This window comes from Gloeomargarita sp. SRBZ-1_bins_9, assembly GCA_039794565.1.
Classification (GTDB): domain Bacteria; phylum Cyanobacteriota; class Cyanobacteriia; order Gloeomargaritales; family Gloeomargaritaceae; genus Gloeomargarita.
This window is the reverse complement of the sequence record JAUQVX010000008.1, coordinates 94,409-110,043: the sequence shown is the minus strand read 5'-3', so window position 1 is coordinate 110,043 and position 15,635 is coordinate 94,409. Positions and strand designations below refer to the sequence as shown.

Genomic DNA, 15,635 nt, shown 5'->3' with positions numbered 1-15,635 from the left:
AGGAGCTGGCGGATGAACTGCGGCGCTCGATTGACTTTTACCGCGACCAACCGGAGTCCATGGAGGTGGTGCAGGTTTTGCTGGCAGGGCCGGGGGCGGCTATTGGCCAGTTGGATGAATATTTGAGCCATCGCTTGGGTATTGCGGCTACCTGTGTGGACCCCATTCGGATTTTGAACATTGAAACGGCTCAGGAGATCCCACTGGCAGAGCGACCAGGGCTGGGGGTGGTGTTGGGACTAGCGTTACGGGAGGCTTGACGATGTACAGCATTGAAATTAATTTCCTGAAAGACCGGATGGCCGCCCAGGGGCAGGTTGACTTTGAAAAGGAAGAAAGCCCTCTCCCTTTGATTTTGGGCATTGCGGTGGGGGTAGTTTTCCTGGTGGGCGCCGGTGGTTGGTGGGGGTGGGTTGCTCTGCGGGAACAGAATTTGATTCAGGAGAAGGCTCAGGCGGAGGCGCGGTTGAATCCCCTGCGGCAGCAGTTGGCGGAGTTGGACCGGTTGAAGGAGCGGTTGGCCCAGATTCGCAAAGAGACAGAGGAGCTGGCTGGTGTGGTGGAGCAGGTCACGCCCTGGTCGGCGGTGGTGCAGGACTTGGGCAATCGTACGCTGCCGGGGATTCAGTTGCAGAAAATCAGCCAGTCGGGGAGTAATCTGACGATTAGCGGGCAGGCGAACGAGTTTGAGACGGTGAATGACTTTTTACTGGTGCTGGAGCGGTCGCCTTTTTTGAAGGGTACCCCCCCCCATCAACCGCGGCTGATCAAGGCGGAGCGGCCTGCTAGTACTGGGGAGGAGGAAACGTCCCCCCTGGTGGCCTATGAGTTGCAGGTGACCTTGGCGACGGATAAAAAATTGTCGGAGAATCTGGCGAACCTGAAGCGTACGGGGGCGGTGGGCCTGGAAACCCGGATTGCGATTTTGCGGGAGTTGGGGATTCTCAAGGAACGTCCCGCGATGAGGCCGGCAGATAGACAGGAATCCCAGGAGGCAGGATCATGACCCTTAGCGGTGCATTGTCTCAACCTAAGGCAGTGGGCCAACGGCGCATCTTCGGCCTCAGCCCATTTGTGATCTACGGTATCCTGGCGGGTCTAGTAGGCGTGGGGGTGGCGGCGGCGGTTTATTTCACCCAGGTGCGGCCGGCCTCTTCCCGGGTGGAGGAACTCCAAAGCCAAGTGGATGCCCTCAACCAGGAAATTCGCCAAAAGGAAGCGGCGCTGCGGGACCGGGCCAGAGTAGAGGCGGAATTGAAGCAGGCGCAAGAGCAGCGCAAACGTCTGGAGACGGTCTTTGGTAATCAACAGGATTTGAAGGTGGCCCTGTTGATGCTGGACCGGCAGATTCGGGATACGGGGGCCGCGTTGCTATTGTTTAAACCAACGGGTGAAGCCCAGGGCGAGCAGCAGGCTCAAGGGGAACAATCAGCTGGTGCTAACCGCCAGCGACGCCAGGAACAGGCTGGGCAGGCAATGACCAGTCTAGTGAAGAAGGTGACCTATGATGTGGAACTGCAGGGGAGCTACCCCCAACTCTTGGCTGTGTTACGGAACGTGGAACGGTTACGGTTGCTGTTGAATTTGACCAAGCTTTCTATCGAAGCTCCCACATCCCGGGGTGAAGAAGGGGAGGTGTCGCGCCTCACGATGAAATTCACTCTGGAAGCGTTTGTGCCTCTGACGCCAGAGGAGTTGGCTGCCCGTAAACAGCAAGCCCAGCAAACGCAAACTCGCCAACAACCAGAACCTACCCAGTAGCGTCCTCGGGCGATGCTGGCTAGATACAACCTAACTGGAGGAGTGAACGCTATGTTTCGTCAATGGTTACCGGCTGTGTCGGTAGGGTTGGGTGCAGCGCTGGTGGTCCTGGCGCAACCATCCCAAGCGGCAACAGTCAAAATCACCGATGTGGAACTCAAGCCGGTGGGCAACAACTTGTCCATCGTGTTGAAAACGGAAGGCGGCAAACAAATGCAGGTGCTGGGAAGTCGCCAGGGGAGTACTTGGGTGGCGGAAATCCCCAATGCTCAATTGGCTTTACCCCAGGGCAAATTCACCCAAGAGCGTCCCATCGCCGGGATTCAATCGGTGCAGGTGGCCCCTATACCCGAAGGTGGGGTGCGCTTGACGGTGGAAGGGACCAGCAAAACCATTGCCGGACGGATTGGCCAACGGGCAGATAACCAGGTGAGTTTTCTCATCGAACCCCAGCGGGTCACGCCGGCTAGAAGTGAACAACGGGCGAATCCAACCGTGGCCCAAGCGACTACCCCTGAACCAACGCCCCGGCCAGGTACGGCTTCCCCTGATACAATTCCGCCGAACTTGCCTCAGGGACCCAATCCCTTGCCGCCGGTTCTGCCCCGGGCTGTAGCACCGCCGGTGGGGGACATTGCCATTAGCCAGGTGAATGTGGGGGCGGAGGTGATTGACCTGGGTCCCAAGGGCGCGACGCGGATTCCCCGGTTGGTGCTGCGGGATGCGCCGGTGCGGGAGGTGCTGAGCTTGATTGCCCGGGCGGCAGGGGTGAACCTGGTCTTTGTGCCGGATACCCAACGGGTCAGGGTGCGCCAAACCCAGTTGCAGGAGGTCACGGGTGGGTTCCGCCTGGAAACCAAAGAGGAGGCGGTTCAGGAGCAGGAAACAGGACAAACGACAATTTCCCTGGACATCGAAAACGAAGCGGCCCAAAACGTGCTGAACTATGTCTTGCGGGTGGCACGGCTACGGGCTAATAAGGTGGGCAATACGCTGTTTGTGGGCCGGAACCTGCCCCCGGAAGCTGACAACGTCATCAGCCGGACGTTGCGGATTAACCAGTCGTCGGTTGTGAGTCTGGCCGGATATTTGGCATCCCAGGGGGCGGAGGTCTATCGCACGATTTTTGAAACGGTGCTGGAGACCAACCAGGTGGTGGCTTCGCCGGGTTCGCCGCCTATTGTGCAAACTTTCCCCAGGGAACAGGCACGGGTGGAACGAATTGCCGCACCAGAAGGGGTCTCTAACCCGATTTTGCAGGGATTGCGGGCGGTGGTGGATGCCCGGACCAATGCGGTCACCTTGACCGGACCAGCCCGTTTGGTGGAAATTGCCTCTGGATATGTGGCCCAGTTGGATGTGCGCAAGCGCCAGGTCATGGTCAATGTCAAGGTGATTGATGTCAATCTCACCAACACCCAGGCCCAGGGCTTTAGCATGTCCTTCGGGGTCAATGATACGTTTTTCCGTTTTGACAATGGGGCCGCAATCATCAACTTTGGTCGGCAGGCACCCCAGGGGACAGGGTCCTTGCTGCCGGGGGGATTCCCAACAGGTATCGGTACCCCAGGGCCTTTTACCCCCTTTAGCCCTAACTTCTTTGCTGTCCTCCAAGCCCAAATTGCCCAGAATAATGCCAAAATCTTGACCGACCCCACCCTGCTAATTCAGGAGGGGGAAACGGCGACAGTGCAGCTAACAGCCGATGTGGTCACCAATATCCAAGTCATCCCTGCTACAACCCAAGGCCAAGCGCCAACCATTACGGTTCAGCGGGAACCGGCCGGTCTGCAACTGGCGATTAATGTGGAACGGATTGACGACAACGGTTTTATCACCTTGTCGGCCAGTCCCGACATCAGTGCACCGGCAGGTACTTTCTCCGTTGCGACGCCGGGGGCTGGCGGTTCGCCAGGAGCTGTTAATCAAATTACTCTGCTGGCCCGGCGCCGGGTGACCACAGGGCGGGTGCGCTTGCGGGATGGTCAGCCTTTGGTCTTGACCGGGGTGATCCAAGATACGGACCGGGTGCAGGCCTCCAAGGTACCTATTCTGGGGGACATTCCCTTGTTGGGTGCCCTGTTCCGCTCGACGAATAAGGTCAACCAACGGAACGAGGTCATTGTGGTGTTAACCCCCCAGATCGTTAATGAAACGGATGCGGCCATCTTTAACTACACACCGGTGCCGGCTCCGGTTGGCCCGCGCGGTGCTGTACCCGGTCAGCCGGTCAGTCATGGGGGGCCGCTGTTGGATGCCACGGGCGCCGCTCGCTAGTTCAGGTTTCACCTCCAGTTAGTTAACCACCCTCTGCCTTGGGTAGGGGGTTTTTTGCATCTCAATCCAACCGGTGGCCCGTTAGCTCTACAAACACGTCCTCGAGGTTGGAGGGGCGCACCAGCAAACCGGTTTTGTCCTCGAACTGGTCCAGGTAGGCGTTGGCCTCCGCCAGGGTGGGGAAAAAGCGGTATTCCCACTGCTCCCCCATTTGTTTGACCACCAGGGCTTCCCCCAATTTCCGGCGCAATTCCGCCACCGTCCCCTGGGCAATCAATTTGCCCCCATCAATGATCCCCACCCGGTGGCATAGGGACTCTACCTCCTCCATGTAGTGACTGGTCAGGACAATGGTCATGCCCTCCTGGTTCAACTGTCGGATCAAGGCCCACAGGCGCCGCCGGGTTTGGGGGTCTAGGCCCACCGTCGGTTCATCCAAAAACAGAATTTGGGGTTGGTGCAATAGGGCGCGGGCAATCTGCAACCGCCGTTTCATGCCCCCGGAAAGAATCTTGGCCAGGTCGTCACGCCGGGGCGTCAGTTCTACGTAGTCCAGCCAATAATCAATCCGGCGTCGTCGTTCCGCTTTGGGGATGTGGTGCAACCGGCCATGGAACTCCATGTTTTCCCAGACGGTCAAATCCCCGTCCACGCTCACCTGTTGCAACACCACCCCAATCCGCCGCCGGATGGCCAACCCCTGGCGATAGACATTGCAGCCCGCCACCCAAATATCCCCCTCGCTGGGGCGGGTCAAGGTAGTGATCATGCGAATGGTGGTGGATTTGCCGGCCCCATTCGGCCCCAGCAACCCAAACACCTCACCCCGCTTAATCACCAGGCTCAGGTCCTGGACCACCGCCTTGCGCTGGTACACCTTGTAAACGTTCTGCAAGCAAACGGCGGTCCCACAGTCATGACAGGCAGACGGAGTGGGCGGGGACGAAAACTCCATGGGCCTCCTCACAACGACTCCAGTTTCTCAGGTACGGGGTCGTAACCGCCGGGCGACCAGGGATGACAACGGAGCAAGCGCCGCAGGGCCAACCAGCCGCCTCGCCAGGGACCAAACCGCTGCACCGCCTCGTAGGCGTACACCGAACAAGTGGGATAAAAACGACAACTGGGCGGCTTGAGGGGGGAAATCCACCGTTGGTAGGCCCGGATGGCCAGCAGCGCCAGGGTCTTCATGGGTTGGGACGGGAGGGTTTCTTCACCGGGGGTGCTGGACGGGGACGGGGCGGTTCCGGGGGCCAGGGTTCAGGTGAGAGCATATCCCGCCGTAGCCATACTGACCGGTACAAATCCCGGGGGTAATACCTCTGGCGCAGGCACAGCACCATATGGCGAGAGGTCTCTTCCGTATCCAAAATCACCCAAGGTCCCTCCTCCGCCCAGGGGTCATCCTTCAAGTAAACTGTACTGCCCTGGGTCAACTCCACAGGAGATGGGGTCGCAGCCGTCATGGTCATTTCTGACTCTGCCACCTGCACTACTCCGATTTTAGCCAACTGAACATGGCCCGTAAATCGCGCCCCACCTCCTCGATGGGATGTTCCGCCTCCCGTCGCCGCATGGCCGTAAAACTGGGCTTGCCCGCCTGGTTTTCCAAAACAAACTCCCGGGCAAACTGCCCCGTTTGAATTTCATGCAGAATCTGTCGCATGGCGGCCCGCACCGATTCGTTGATCACCCGCGGTCCCCGGGTGTAGTCCCCATATTCCGCCGTGTTGGAGATGCTATCGCGCATGCGGGCCAGGCCCCCCTCAACGATTAAATCCACAATCAGCTTAACCTCGTGCAGGCACTCAAAGTAAGCCAGCTCCGGTTGATAGCCCGCCGCCACCAAGGTCTCAAACCCCGCTTTGATGAGGGCCGTTAACCCCCCACACAGCACCGCCTGCTCCCCAAACAAATCCGTTTCCGTTTCCTCCCGGAAGGTGGTCTCCAGAATGCCCGCTCGGGTGCCGCCGATCCCCTTAGCATAGGCCATGGCCCGTTCCCGCGCCTGCCCCGACGCATCCTGATAGACGGCAAACAGGCAAGGCACCCCCTGTCCCTGCACAAACGTCCGCCGCACCAGATGACCCGGCCCTTTGGGCGCCACCATGATTACATCCACCTCCGGCGGGGGGACGATCTGGCCAAAGTGGATATTAAACCCGTGGGCAAAGGCCAGAATCTTGCCAGGGCGCAGATGGGGCGCAATGTCTCGGTAGTACACCTCCTTTTGTACTTCGTCCGGCAGCAGGAGCATGATGAGTTCCGCCTGGGCGGCTGCCTCGGCTACCGATAGCACCCGCAACCCCTCCGCTTGGGCCTTGGCCGCCGATTTGCTCCCCGGATAAAGCCCCACCGTCACATTCAGGCCGCTATCGCGCAGGTTCAAGGCATGGGCATGGCCCTGGGACCCATAACCAATGATGCTAATGGGTTTGGATTGTAAAAGGGTTAAATCTGCGTCCGCATCGTAGTACAGCCGAGCCATGCGCCACCTCTGCCATGTCATCTTTAGACTCTTCATCATACCAGAGCCGACTCCCCCCTGACCCGCCTGTTAGACTGAAAACATGCGCCCCATTTACCTGGACTACCAGGCTACTACGCCTTTAGATGAACGGGTCTGGCAGGCGATGTTGCCCTACTGGCGGGAGCGGTTTGGCAACCCGGCCAGCGCCCATGTTTACGGGTGGGAAGCCCAAGCGGCGGTGGAGCTGGCCCGGGAACAGGTGGCGGCGGCCCTCAACACCACCCCCGACAGCATCATCTTTACCAGCGGAGCCACGGAGGCCAACAATCTGGCCATCAAGGGGGTGGCGGCGGCCTACCACAGCCGGGGACGGCACATCGTGACCGTGCAAACGGAGCACCGGGCGGTGTTGGACCCCTGTCGTTACCTGGCGACCCTGGGGTTTCGGGTGACGGAATTGCCGGTGCGGCCCGACGGGCTGGTGGACCTGGAACAACTAACGCAGGCCCTGACGCCGGACACGATTTTGGTGTCGGTGATGGCCGCCAACAACGAAATTGGCGTGCTGCAACCTTTGGCGGAAATTGGTCGCCTGTGTCGGGAGCGGGGGATTTTGTTCCATACGGATGCGGCCCAGGCCATTGGCAAAATTCCTCTAGACGTAGAGGCGCTCAACGTGGATTTGTTATCCCTGACGGCCCATAAAATTGGTGGACCCAAGGGGGTGGGGGCGTTATTTATCCGGCGGGACCGGCCCCGGGTGCAACTGGTGCCCCAACTCCACGGGGGTGGCCAGGAACAGGACTTCCGGTCGGGGACCCTGGCGGTGCCGTTGATTGTGGGGTTGGGGGCGGCGGTGCAGATAGCGCTGGCGGAACGGGAAACGGAACAAGCCCGCTTGCTGGCCCTGCGCACCTACCTGTGGCGGGAATTGGAAGGGCTGGGGGATGTGCGGTTGAACGGGGCCTGGTCCCCCCGGTTGGCCGGTAATCTCAACGTGACGTTTCTAGGGGTGAATGGGGCGGAATTGCACAAGCGTCTCCAGCCGGTGGTGGCGGTGTCTGCTGGGTCAGCCTGTAGTACGGGGCGACCGTCCCATGTCCTCTTGGCCTTGGGGTTATCGCCGACGTTGGCGGCCAGTTCGGTGCGCTTTGGCTTGGGGCGGTGGACCACCCAGGCGGACATTGAGCAGGTGGTGGCCTACCTACGGGAACTACTGCCAGCTCTGCGCCGGAACCAGTACACTAGGGTCTGAAGGGGTGGGGGCGCCGTGATGCTGTGGAAATATGTTCTGCGCACGCGCAAGTTTTGGTTACTGGGACTACTGGCGGTAGCGGGTGCCCTGGCGACGGTGGGAACTGATGCCGTACTCACCGGCTGGGGTCACGACCTGCCCCTAATGACAGCCACAACCCTGGGGCTGACCTGTATTCCTGCTCTGGCGCTGGTTCTGGTGATCGGGCAGGTCCTGGGCTGGTTGCCGGATGGGTTTTTGGGCTGGGCGGCGCCGGTGGGAGTGATATATGGGCTGGTGGGGGTCGGATTGCTGGGCTGGTGGGGTTATCGGCGCTGGCAGCGGCTGTAATGTTGGGTCATGAACCGCCTAACATCCCGCTGGCGACGGGCAGTATGGGCAGGTGGGCTATCCACGGGGCTGGTGCTGCTCGTCCGCGCCCTCGGGGGATGGCAACCCCTGGATTTGGCCAGCTATGACCTGTGGTTACGGCGGCAGCCCTCCCCAACCGTGGATGAACGCTTTTTATTGATTCACTCCACAGATGACGATAGGCAGCGCCTGGGACAAAAGGCTATAGGGATGGGGGTTTGGCAAAAACTCCTGTTTCGCCTGGCGGAGATGCGCCCCCGGGTGATAGCCATCGCCTTACCCGCGACTGCCCTAACCGAGGAGGCATGGTCAGCCCAACTGCCACACTTCCAAGTCGCCCATCTGCCGGTCGTCGTGGGATGCCCTGTTCCTTGGGGTCAGACTTCTTCTAGCCCCCTACCTTTGCCGGTGGCCCGGCTTGGGGAACCGCAAGTCACCAACAGTAGTTTATTGGTGGATCACCCCGGGGGCTGGGTGCGCCGCTACCCCCTCGGCAACGGTTTCCCTCCGGCGGGGACCGGTCAACCGGCCCATTCCCTGGGGTTGCTGGTGGCGGTGCATTACCTGCATTGGCAAGGGATAACGGCCCGCTGGGAAGGATCAACCCTGGTATTGGGGCGGGGGCAATGGCGGCGCTGGTCTGCCGATACGGGACCCTATCAGCACGCAGGGGGACCGGCTTGGCAAATGCCCCTAGTCTATCGTCCCGGCCGTTGGGAGATGCAAACCCTGTGGCAAGCGCTGCACGAACTCACACCGGCACAGGTGCAGGGGCGCATTGTGTTCATCGGTGCGGACGGGATATCCGCCTGGCGTCACCCCAATGGTCAGAGGCAACCGGCGATTGTTTTTCATGCCCAGGCGGCGGCCCAAATCCTCGACCAGGCCTTGACCGGCCAACCGGCGGTGCAGTTCTGGCCCGAACCCTGGGAGTCCCTGTGGCTGGTGGGCTGGGGCGTGGCGGCCGTGGGTGTGCTGGTGGGCAGTAACCGTCGGGGATGGTGGTTCGCCGGGGGGATGGGGGTATTGCTGGGGTTGTGGATGGGCAGCGGCTCCACCTGGATACCCCTGGTCGGCCCGTTGTTGGTGTGGGTCGGCACTTGGGGGATGGCGTTGGTGTGGCCGCAACGTCCCGTGACCCTACCGACCGCAACGGGTTCAGACTCCACTGCCCCCCTCGACACCACCCGGCAACTCTGGGAAGGGGTAACCATCGGGGGACGCTATCTCCTGCACCGGCATCTGGGGGGCGGCGGTATGGGGGATGTCTTTCTGGGGGAGGACCAACACCTGGGAAAACCGGTGGCGGTGAAAATCCTCACCCGCTTACCGGTCGAAGCCACCGCCAGCGCCCAGATCATCCGCCGCTTTCAGCGGGAAATTGACATCCTGGCGCGGCTTAAGAACATTCACGTTGTCCAAGTTAACGACAGCGGCTTAATCCAGAACCGCATCCCCTTCTACGTCATGGAGTATCTCCAGGGGCAGAGTCTGGGTGCCCTGATCCGTCAGGAAGCACCTTTGGCCATTCCCCGCACCCTACACATCCTGTTGCAAGTCTGTCAGGGTTTGGCGGTCGCCCATGACCAAAACATCGTGCACCGGGACCTCAAACCCGACAACATCTACCTGGTCACCGAGGCCACCGGCGCAGAACTGGTAAAAATCCTCGACTTTGGCATCGCCCGGGTGGTTGAGGATACCCAGCACGAGGTCACCCCGTTGACGGGCCTGGGCTGTTTTCTCGGCACGTACCGCTACGCCTCCCCCGAACAGTGCGATGGCCGCGCTTGCTTGGCCGACCAACGGGCCGACGTCTACAGCCTGGGGTTAATCGCCTACGAAATGTTGACGGCCACCAACCCCTTCGGCCTCCCCAATCAGGCCCCCCGTCACCAATGGTTGCGTTGCCACGTCCATACCCCGCCGATTCCCCTGACCCAGCAACCCTTCGGCGCCCATGTCCCCCCCCCTCTGGCCCAGGTGGTCATGACCTGCCTGGCCAAACGCCCCGCCGACCGCTATCGGGATGCGGGTCAGGTGAAACAGGCCCTCCAGGCAGTGGTGGAATCCCTGTTTCCTAAAGGGGTAAATCCCGGTGGGTAAAGGGTTTTGCCTGGGGACCGCTGTAGGTGGCCACCACCTGTCCCTGTCCCCATAACCGGTACTTGTAGGTCACCAGCCCTTCCAAACCCACCGGTCCCCGGGGCGGCAAACGCTGGGTGCTGATGCCCACCTCTGCTCCAAACCCATAGCGGAAGCCATCGGCAAAACGGGTGGAACAGTTGTGGTAAACGCCAGCGGAATCCACCTGGGCCATAAACTGAGCTGCCGCCTCCAGATCCGTCGTGGCAATGGCGTCTGTATGGCCGGAGCCGTAGGTATTGATGTGCTCAATGGCCGCCTCGAGGGAATCCACCACCCGAATCGACAGGATCAGATCCAGATATTCCGTGCGCCAGTCCTCCTCCGTCGCCGGGGCCACCGGGATAATGTTTTGGGTGGCTTCATCCCCCCGGAGCTTCACCCCTTTGGCCACCAGCGCCGCCGCACAGGGGGGTAAAAACTCCGGCGCAATGTCCCTGTGCACCAGCAGGGTTTCGATGGCGTTGCAGGCAGCCGGATACTGGGTTTTGCTGTCCACCGCAATGGCAATCGCCTGGGGAATATCTACCTGCCGGTCCACGTATAGATGGCAAATCCCGTCCGCATGGCCCAGCACCGGAATCCGGGAATGCTCCTGGACATAGCGCACAAACGCATTCGACCCCCGGGGGATCAACAAATCCACATATTCATCCAGTTCCAGGAGTTGTTGGATTTCCGCCCGGGTGGTGAGCAACTGCACCGCCGTCGAGGGCACCTGGGTCCGTTGTAGTCCCTCCTGAATAGCCCGCACCAGCACCTGACACGACTCGGTGGCCTCCTGCCCCCCCTTGAGAATCACCGCGTTGCCCGACTTAATAGCCAGCGCCGCAATCTGAATCACCGCCTCAGGCCGGGCCTCAAACACCACCCCCAGCACCCCCAGCGGACAGGTCACCCGCTCCAGGACTAACCCCGCATCCAACTCCCGGTGCAATTGCCGCTGGCCCACCGGGTCCGGCAGGTGCATGACATCCTCCACCCCCCGAATGTTACTGGCCAACTTATCCGCCGAGAGTTTCAGCCGTTGCAACAGGGCTGCCGGCAATCCCGCCTGCTGGGAGCGTTCCATATCCGCCTGGTTGGCCTGGAGAATCTCCCCCTGGTGAGCCGTCAGTGCCTGCACCATAGCCGCCAGGGCTTGATTTTTCGCCGCCGTATCCAGAGTCACCAACCGTTGCGCCGCCTGCCGGGCCTGCCGCGCCACTGCTAATATCTCTGCGCTTACCATCGGTCGTCTCTCCCGGTATTTGGGGTTATTGTAGCAATGGCCCTAGCGCCCATTCACCCAGGTGGCCACTAGTTGAATAAAGCCAAAAATCGCCAGCAGAAACACCACCAACAGAAACAGCAAAAACAGCAGCGGCAACCGCAACAACACCAGGGAAAAACCACTCAAGGGCGTCATGCGGCCCCAGACGTGGTACAGGCGCTGCCAGGATTGCCCATCCCAATACCAGGCCCGCTGCGCCGGATAGGTACTACCCAGTTGTTCCAAAACCTGTTCCTCCTCCTTGAGCACAAAAATCTGTTGGCACCGGTCGCAGCCAAAGGCCTCGGTCAAGGTAATCCGGCGTAGACGACCAGCCCGGCGACAACAGGGACAAGGATACACCCGCTCAATATCAATTCTTTGGGCTGTCCATTTGCCCATGGAATTGGCTACCTTTCCCGATACCATCATTGTAAGCCGGTTTGCTGGGATGGGGCATGACCACGGGCGTCAAAATCGGCATTGATGTAGGAGGTACCTTTACCCACGCCGTCGCCGTGGACACCCAAACCCATCGTCTCCTGGGCAAAGTGCGCGTCCCAACCACCCACCGGGCGGACATCGGCGTGGCAGCCGGCGTTGTGCAGGCTCTACAGGCGTTGCTCCAGACCACAGGTCTTGCACCCGACCAAATTCAACTCATTGCCCACAGCACCACCCAGGCCACCAACGCCCTGCTGGAGGGGGATGTCGCCACTGTGGGCATCATTGCCCTAAGCAATCGCTGGCTAGGCTGGGTGACCCGAAGCCAAACCCGCATCCAGGACGTGGAGCTGGCACCCGGGCAATTCCTACCGACCCGCCACGGTTGGCTATGCACCGATGAAGGTATCCCCTGGTCTGCCCTCGAACAGCTGGTGGCCCGCCTACAGGCCCAAGGGGCAGAGGTTTTTGCCGTCAGCAGCGCCTTTGCCGTGGATGACCCGGAACCCGAGCGGCAGGTGGTGACCTGGCTGCGGCAGCGGGGTTACCTGGCAACTGCCGGCTGTGAACTCTCCCAGCTCTACGGTTTACGCCTGCGCACCCGGACAGCGGTGATCAACGCCGCCCTGCTGCCCCGGATGCTGGCGACCGCCCAGGCCACCGAACAAGCCGTACGGGCCGCGGGCATTACGGCACCGGTGATGGTCATGCGCAGCGATGGGGGGATCATGAGTCTGGAGGAGATGCGCCAGCGCCCAATTTTGACCATCCTTTCCGGCCCAGCTGCGGGGGTAGCCGCCGCCTTGAGCTATGCCCGTATCGCCGACGGGGTGTTCCTGGATGTGGGGGGCACCAGCACTGATATTTCCGTGATTGTCCAAGGTCGTCCCCAGGTCAAAACCGCCGAGATTGCCGGCAAACGTCTCTATCTGCGCTCCCTGGACATTCGCACGGTGGGTATTGCTGGGGGGTCGGTGCCCCGCCTGCGCCGTCAACAGGTAGTGGATGTGGGTCCCCGCAGCGCCCATATCGCCGGTTTGCAATACATCAGCTTTACAGACACCCCTCCCCAGCCGGATCAGCTTCGGCGACGGACCTTTTCCCCCCAGCATTACCTGGCGATTGCCGACCGGGACCAACTCACCTGGACCTTTACCCCCACTGATGCGGCGATGGTGCTTGAAGGACGAGAGGCCCCGTCCCCCTACGCCAAAACCCTGGTGTCCTGGTTGGCCGCCGATTTGGGAACCACACCCTCAGCCCTGGCGGAACGGGTTTTACAGATCGCCAGCCGCAAAATCCAACGGGTAATTGAGCGATTACTCGTCGAGTACGAATTAGACCGGCGCACAGTGGTTTTGATCGGCGGGGGTGGCGGTGCAGCAGCCCTGGTCCCCCATGTCGCCCAACGCATGGGTCTGCGGTGCTGGTTGGCGCCCGATGCGGAAGTGATCGCCGCCATTGGCGTGGCCCTGGGGCTGATTCAAGAAACCATTGAGCGCAGTGTCGTGGACCCCACGCCGGCGGACATCCAGCAACTACGCCAGGGGGTGGTACAGGCGGTGATCCGCATGGGCGCCCATCCGGCGACGGTGCAAGTACGGCTAGAAGTTGACCGACGGCGGCAAAAAGTCACGGCAACGGCCACCGGAGCGCTAGAGCTACAGACAACATCCCTTGGTCAGAAACTGAACCCCCAGGAACGGGTTGCAGTGGCCGCTCGGGTCCTCGGCTGCCCACCTGGGCAAGTGCAATCCGTCGCCGAGCTGGGGGACTACTGCCTCTACCAAAAAACCGGGCGTTCCCCTAACCGGCCCCTGGCAGTCCTGCGCCAAAACGGTGTGGTGCACCTCTCCCTGCAGCGAGCAGTCGTTAACCAGAGCACCGTTGCCGCCCTGGGCTCCAACCTGACCGCATGGCTACAGGCCCACAAAACCTACGGCGATGGCGGTGAACTCTACCCAGCCCTGTGGGTGGTGCTGCCGGATCGGCTGGTGGATTGCTCCGGACTCCTGACCCCCGACCAAGCGCTGGCCTTTCTTGCCGGGGAACTGGCCCACGACCCCCCCGACCAACCGGCCTTAGCCCTGTTAGGGGTGCGGCGCTAGACGTTAAACCGAAAAACGATCACATCCCCCTCCTGCACCTCGTAGTCCTTGCCCTCGCTGCGGATCAGCCCCTTTTCCCGGGCCGCCGCCAGGGAACCCGCCCGCACCAAATCCTCGTAACTAATGGTTTCCGCCCGGATGAACCCCCGCTCAAAATCCGAGTGAATCACCCCGGCAGCCTGGGGAGCCAACGTTCCGGCCTTGATGGTCCAGGCGCGGGTTTCCGTTTCCCCCGTCGTCAGGAACGTACGCAGGCCCAACAATTCATAGGTGGCCCGGATCAGGGACTTCAACCCCCCCTCTTGCACTCCCAAGCTGGCCAGGTAGGCTGCCCGTTCGTCTGGGGGCAATTCTGTCAACTCCGCCTCCACCCGGGCCGACACCCGTACCACCTTGGTCTGCTCCTGCTGCGCCAGGACTTCCACCTGCTGGGTCCAGGCATTGCCCGTCGCCAAATCCACCTCGCTGACATTCACGGCGTAAATCATGGGTTTGGCGGTGAGCAACCCCAAAGGCCGCAGCATGGCCTGCTGTTCCTGGTTCAGGGGCAGTTGCCGCACCAGTTTTCCCTCATTCAAAGCCGCCGCCACCTCCTCCAGCAGGGCCACCTCCGCCTGGGCCTCCTTCTGGGTGCGGGCCAGTTTCTTGAGCTTTTCTCGCCGTCGCTCCACCTGTTCCCAATCCGCCAGGGCCAGTTCCAAATTAATCACTTGAATGTCCCGCACCGGGTCCACCGATCCGCAAACATGGACAATCTCCGGGTCATCAAAGCAGCGCACCACCTGCACAATGGCGTCCACTTGGCGGATGTGGGAGAGAAACTGGTTACCCCGCCCCTCCCCCCGACTGGCCCCCTCCACCAACCCGGCAATGTCCACAAACTCAATCTGGGTGGGGACGATCTGGCGGGAACGGGAAAGTTTGGCCAGGACCTCCAGGCGTTCATCCGGAACGTTCACCACCCCCCGGTTCGGCTCAATGGTGCAAAACGGGTAATTCTGGGCCTCCGCCTTGGCGTTTTCCACCAGGGCATTGAACAGGGTGGACTTACCCACATTCGGTAACCCGACAATTCCAGCTTTAAGCATCACCGTCCTCTCCCATGCCCTTGGGATTGTAGCATTCCTAAATATCTTCTAAAGTTTGTGGTACAGCGGCAAAAAGATTCTGTAGGATACTATAGGGATATTTTGCCCAAATCATCCCAATCATCCTATCGGCAAGTGAGGGGAACATGCGTGCTTTGTGGACTGTGGTGTTGACCGGTATCTTCGCGTTGGTGACCTGGGTCATGCCGGCCCAAGCGGCGGATTTGGCCCATGGCGCCAAGGTCTTTGCGGCTAACTGTGCCGCCTGTCACGCCGGGGGGCGGAACGTGGTGGTGGCAAGTAAGTCCCTGATGAAGGACGCCCTGGAGAAATACGGCATGCTGGACGCCCAGGCGATCATTTATCAAGTTACTAATGGGAAAAATGCTATGCCGGCGTTCAAGGGCCGTCTCAGCCCCACCGACATCGAAGACGTGACCTACTACGTGCTGGACCAGGCGGAAAAGGGTTGGCAGTAGGAGCC

Annotated in this window: 16 protein-coding genes; 9 read left to right on the top strand and 7 right to left on the bottom strand. The window is 60.9% G+C overall.

From position 1 onward, the window contains the following. From pilM to Q6L55_08555, 4 genes are all read left to right on the top strand, one after another. Positions 1-260, top strand: a 260-nt coding sequence (gene pilM / locus Q6L55_08570) for a pilus assembly protein PilM (GenBank protein MEN9258763.1), incomplete at its 5' end; no start/stop codon positions are given. A gap of 2 nt (positions 261-262) precedes the next feature. Next, positions 263-1,006, top strand: a complete 744-nt coding sequence (locus Q6L55_08565; GenBank protein ID MEN9258762.1) for a PilN domain-containing protein — start codon at positions 263-265, stop codon at positions 1,004-1,006. Then, complete coding sequence (locus tag Q6L55_08560; GenBank protein ID MEN9258761.1) at positions 1,003-1,761, top strand: hypothetical protein; 759 nt, start codon at positions 1,003-1,005, stop codon at positions 1,759-1,761. Before Q6L55_08565 ends, Q6L55_08560 begins: the two co-directional genes overlap by 4 nt. 51 nt (positions 1,762-1,812) lie before the next feature. Then, positions 1,813-4,038 carry an AMIN domain-containing protein gene (locus tag Q6L55_08555; GenBank protein ID MEN9258760.1) on the top strand — a complete coding sequence of 742 codons (2,226 nt, stop codon included), beginning with the start codon at positions 1,813-1,815 and terminating at the stop codon, positions 4,036-4,038. 61 nt (positions 4,039-4,099) lie between these two features. On the opposite strand, the gene Q6L55_08550 is transcribed toward Q6L55_08555, so the two are convergent. The 4 genes from Q6L55_08550 to ilvC all read right to left on the bottom strand — a co-directional run bounded on the left by Q6L55_08550 (position 4,100) and on the right by ilvC (position 6,547). Continuing rightward, complete coding sequence (locus Q6L55_08550; GenBank protein ID MEN9258759.1) at positions 4,100-4,933, bottom strand: ABC transporter ATP-binding protein; 834 nt, start codon at positions 4,931-4,933, stop codon at positions 4,100-4,102. A 68-nt stretch (positions 4,934-5,001) separates the two neighbouring features. Then, positions 5,002-5,229, bottom strand: a complete 228-nt coding sequence (yidD, locus tag Q6L55_08545; GenBank protein MEN9258758.1) for a membrane protein insertion efficiency factor YidD — start codon at positions 5,227-5,229, stop codon at positions 5,002-5,004. Next, positions 5,226-5,504 carry a hypothetical protein gene (locus tag Q6L55_08540; protein MEN9258757.1) on the bottom strand — a complete coding sequence of 93 codons (279 nt, stop codon included), beginning with the start codon at positions 5,502-5,504 and terminating at the stop codon, positions 5,226-5,228. Before Q6L55_08540 ends, yidD begins: the two co-directional genes overlap by 4 nt. A 26-nt stretch (positions 5,505-5,530) precedes the next feature. Next, positions 5,531-6,547 carry a ketol-acid reductoisomerase gene (gene ilvC, locus Q6L55_08535; protein MEN9258756.1) on the bottom strand — a complete coding sequence of 339 codons (1,017 nt, stop codon included), beginning with the start codon at positions 6,545-6,547 and terminating at the stop codon, positions 5,531-5,533. 61 nt (positions 6,548-6,608) lie between these two features. Here ilvC and Q6L55_08530 point away from each other — a divergent pair, with 61 nt between their 5' ends. The 3 genes from Q6L55_08530 to Q6L55_08520 are packed head-to-tail and all read left to right on the top strand — an operon-like array spanning position 6,609 to position 10,220. After that, positions 6,609-7,763, top strand: coding sequence for an aminotransferase class V-fold PLP-dependent enzyme (locus Q6L55_08530; GenBank protein ID MEN9258755.1), 1,155 nt, complete (start codon positions 6,609-6,611; stop codon positions 7,761-7,763). 18 nt (positions 7,764-7,781) lie between these two features. Further along, positions 7,782-8,093, top strand: coding sequence for a hypothetical protein (locus tag Q6L55_08525; GenBank protein ID MEN9258754.1), 312 nt, complete (start codon positions 7,782-7,784; stop codon positions 8,091-8,093). A gap of 9 nt (positions 8,094-8,102) precedes the next feature. After that, complete coding sequence (locus tag Q6L55_08520) at positions 8,103-10,220, top strand: protein kinase (GenBank protein ID MEN9258753.1); 2,118 nt, start codon at positions 8,103-8,105, stop codon at positions 10,218-10,220. On the opposite strand, the gene Q6L55_08515 is transcribed toward Q6L55_08520, so the two are convergent. Both Q6L55_08515 and Q6L55_08510 read right to left on the bottom strand, forming a co-directional pair. Beyond that, positions 10,195-11,490, bottom strand: coding sequence for a glutamate-5-semialdehyde dehydrogenase (locus Q6L55_08515; GenBank protein ID MEN9258752.1), 1,296 nt, complete (start codon positions 11,488-11,490; stop codon positions 10,195-10,197). The two genes, Q6L55_08520 and Q6L55_08515, sit on opposite strands and share 26 nt — an antisense overlap. Positions 11,491-11,532: 42 nt before the next feature. Then, positions 11,533-11,913, bottom strand: a complete 381-nt coding sequence (locus Q6L55_08510) for a hypothetical protein (protein MEN9258751.1) — start codon at positions 11,911-11,913, stop codon at positions 11,533-11,535. A gap of 56 nt (positions 11,914-11,969) precedes the next feature. On the opposite strand from Q6L55_08510, the gene Q6L55_08505 reads away from it, so the two are divergent. Beyond that, the gene (locus Q6L55_08505) at positions 11,970-14,063 is read left to right on the top strand and encodes a hydantoinase/oxoprolinase family protein (protein MEN9258750.1); all 2,094 of its coding nucleotides are present in this window, start codon (positions 11,970-11,972) and stop codon (positions 14,061-14,063) included. On the opposite strand, the gene ychF is transcribed toward Q6L55_08505, so the two are convergent. Next, positions 14,060-15,154, bottom strand: a complete 1,095-nt coding sequence (gene ychF / locus Q6L55_08500) for a redox-regulated ATPase YchF (protein MEN9258749.1) — start codon at positions 15,152-15,154, stop codon at positions 14,060-14,062. The two genes, Q6L55_08505 and ychF, sit on opposite strands and share 4 nt — an antisense overlap. 143 nt (positions 15,155-15,297) lie before the next feature. Between ychF and Q6L55_08495 the strand changes: the two genes are divergently transcribed. After that, positions 15,298-15,630, top strand: a complete 333-nt coding sequence (locus Q6L55_08495; protein ID MEN9258748.1) for a c-type cytochrome — start codon at positions 15,298-15,300, stop codon at positions 15,628-15,630. Positions 15,631-15,635: the final 5 nt, after the last annotated feature.

Coding starts and splice junctions, on each gene's coding strand:
- Q6L55_08495 (MEN9258748.1), top strand. CDS start 15,298: ATGCGTGCTTTGTGGACTGTGGTGTTGACCGGTATCTTCGCGTTGGTG.
- Q6L55_08555 (MEN9258760.1), top strand. CDS start 1,813: ATGTTTCGTCAATGGTTACCGGCTGTGTCGGTAGGGTTGGGTGCAGCG.
- yidD (MEN9258758.1), bottom strand. CDS start 5,229: ATGAAGACCCTGGCGCTGCTGGCCATCCGGGCCTACCAACGGTGGATT.
- ilvC (MEN9258756.1), bottom strand. CDS start 6,547: ATGACATGGCAGAGGTGGCGCATGGCTCGGCTGTACTACGATGCGGAC.
- Q6L55_08505 (MEN9258750.1), top strand. CDS start 11,970: ATGACCACGGGCGTCAAAATCGGCATTGATGTAGGAGGTACCTTTACC.
- Q6L55_08565 (MEN9258762.1), top strand. CDS start 263: ATGTACAGCATTGAAATTAATTTCCTGAAAGACCGGATGGCCGCCCAG.
- Q6L55_08540 (MEN9258757.1), bottom strand. CDS start 5,504: ATGACGGCTGCGACCCCATCTCCTGTGGAGTTGACCCAGGGCAGTACA.
- Q6L55_08525 (MEN9258754.1), top strand. CDS start 7,782: ATGCTGTGGAAATATGTTCTGCGCACGCGCAAGTTTTGGTTACTGGGA.
- Q6L55_08520 (MEN9258753.1), top strand. CDS start 8,103: ATGAACCGCCTAACATCCCGCTGGCGACGGGCAGTATGGGCAGGTGGG.
- Q6L55_08530 (MEN9258755.1), top strand. CDS start 6,609: ATGCGCCCCATTTACCTGGACTACCAGGCTACTACGCCTTTAGATGAA.
- Q6L55_08560 (MEN9258761.1), top strand. CDS start 1,003: ATGACCCTTAGCGGTGCATTGTCTCAACCTAAGGCAGTGGGCCAACGG.
- Q6L55_08510 (MEN9258751.1), bottom strand. CDS start 11,913: ATGGGCAAATGGACAGCCCAAAGAATTGATATTGAGCGGGTGTATCCT.
- Q6L55_08515 (MEN9258752.1), bottom strand. CDS start 11,490: ATGGTAAGCGCAGAGATATTAGCAGTGGCGCGGCAGGCCCGGCAGGCG.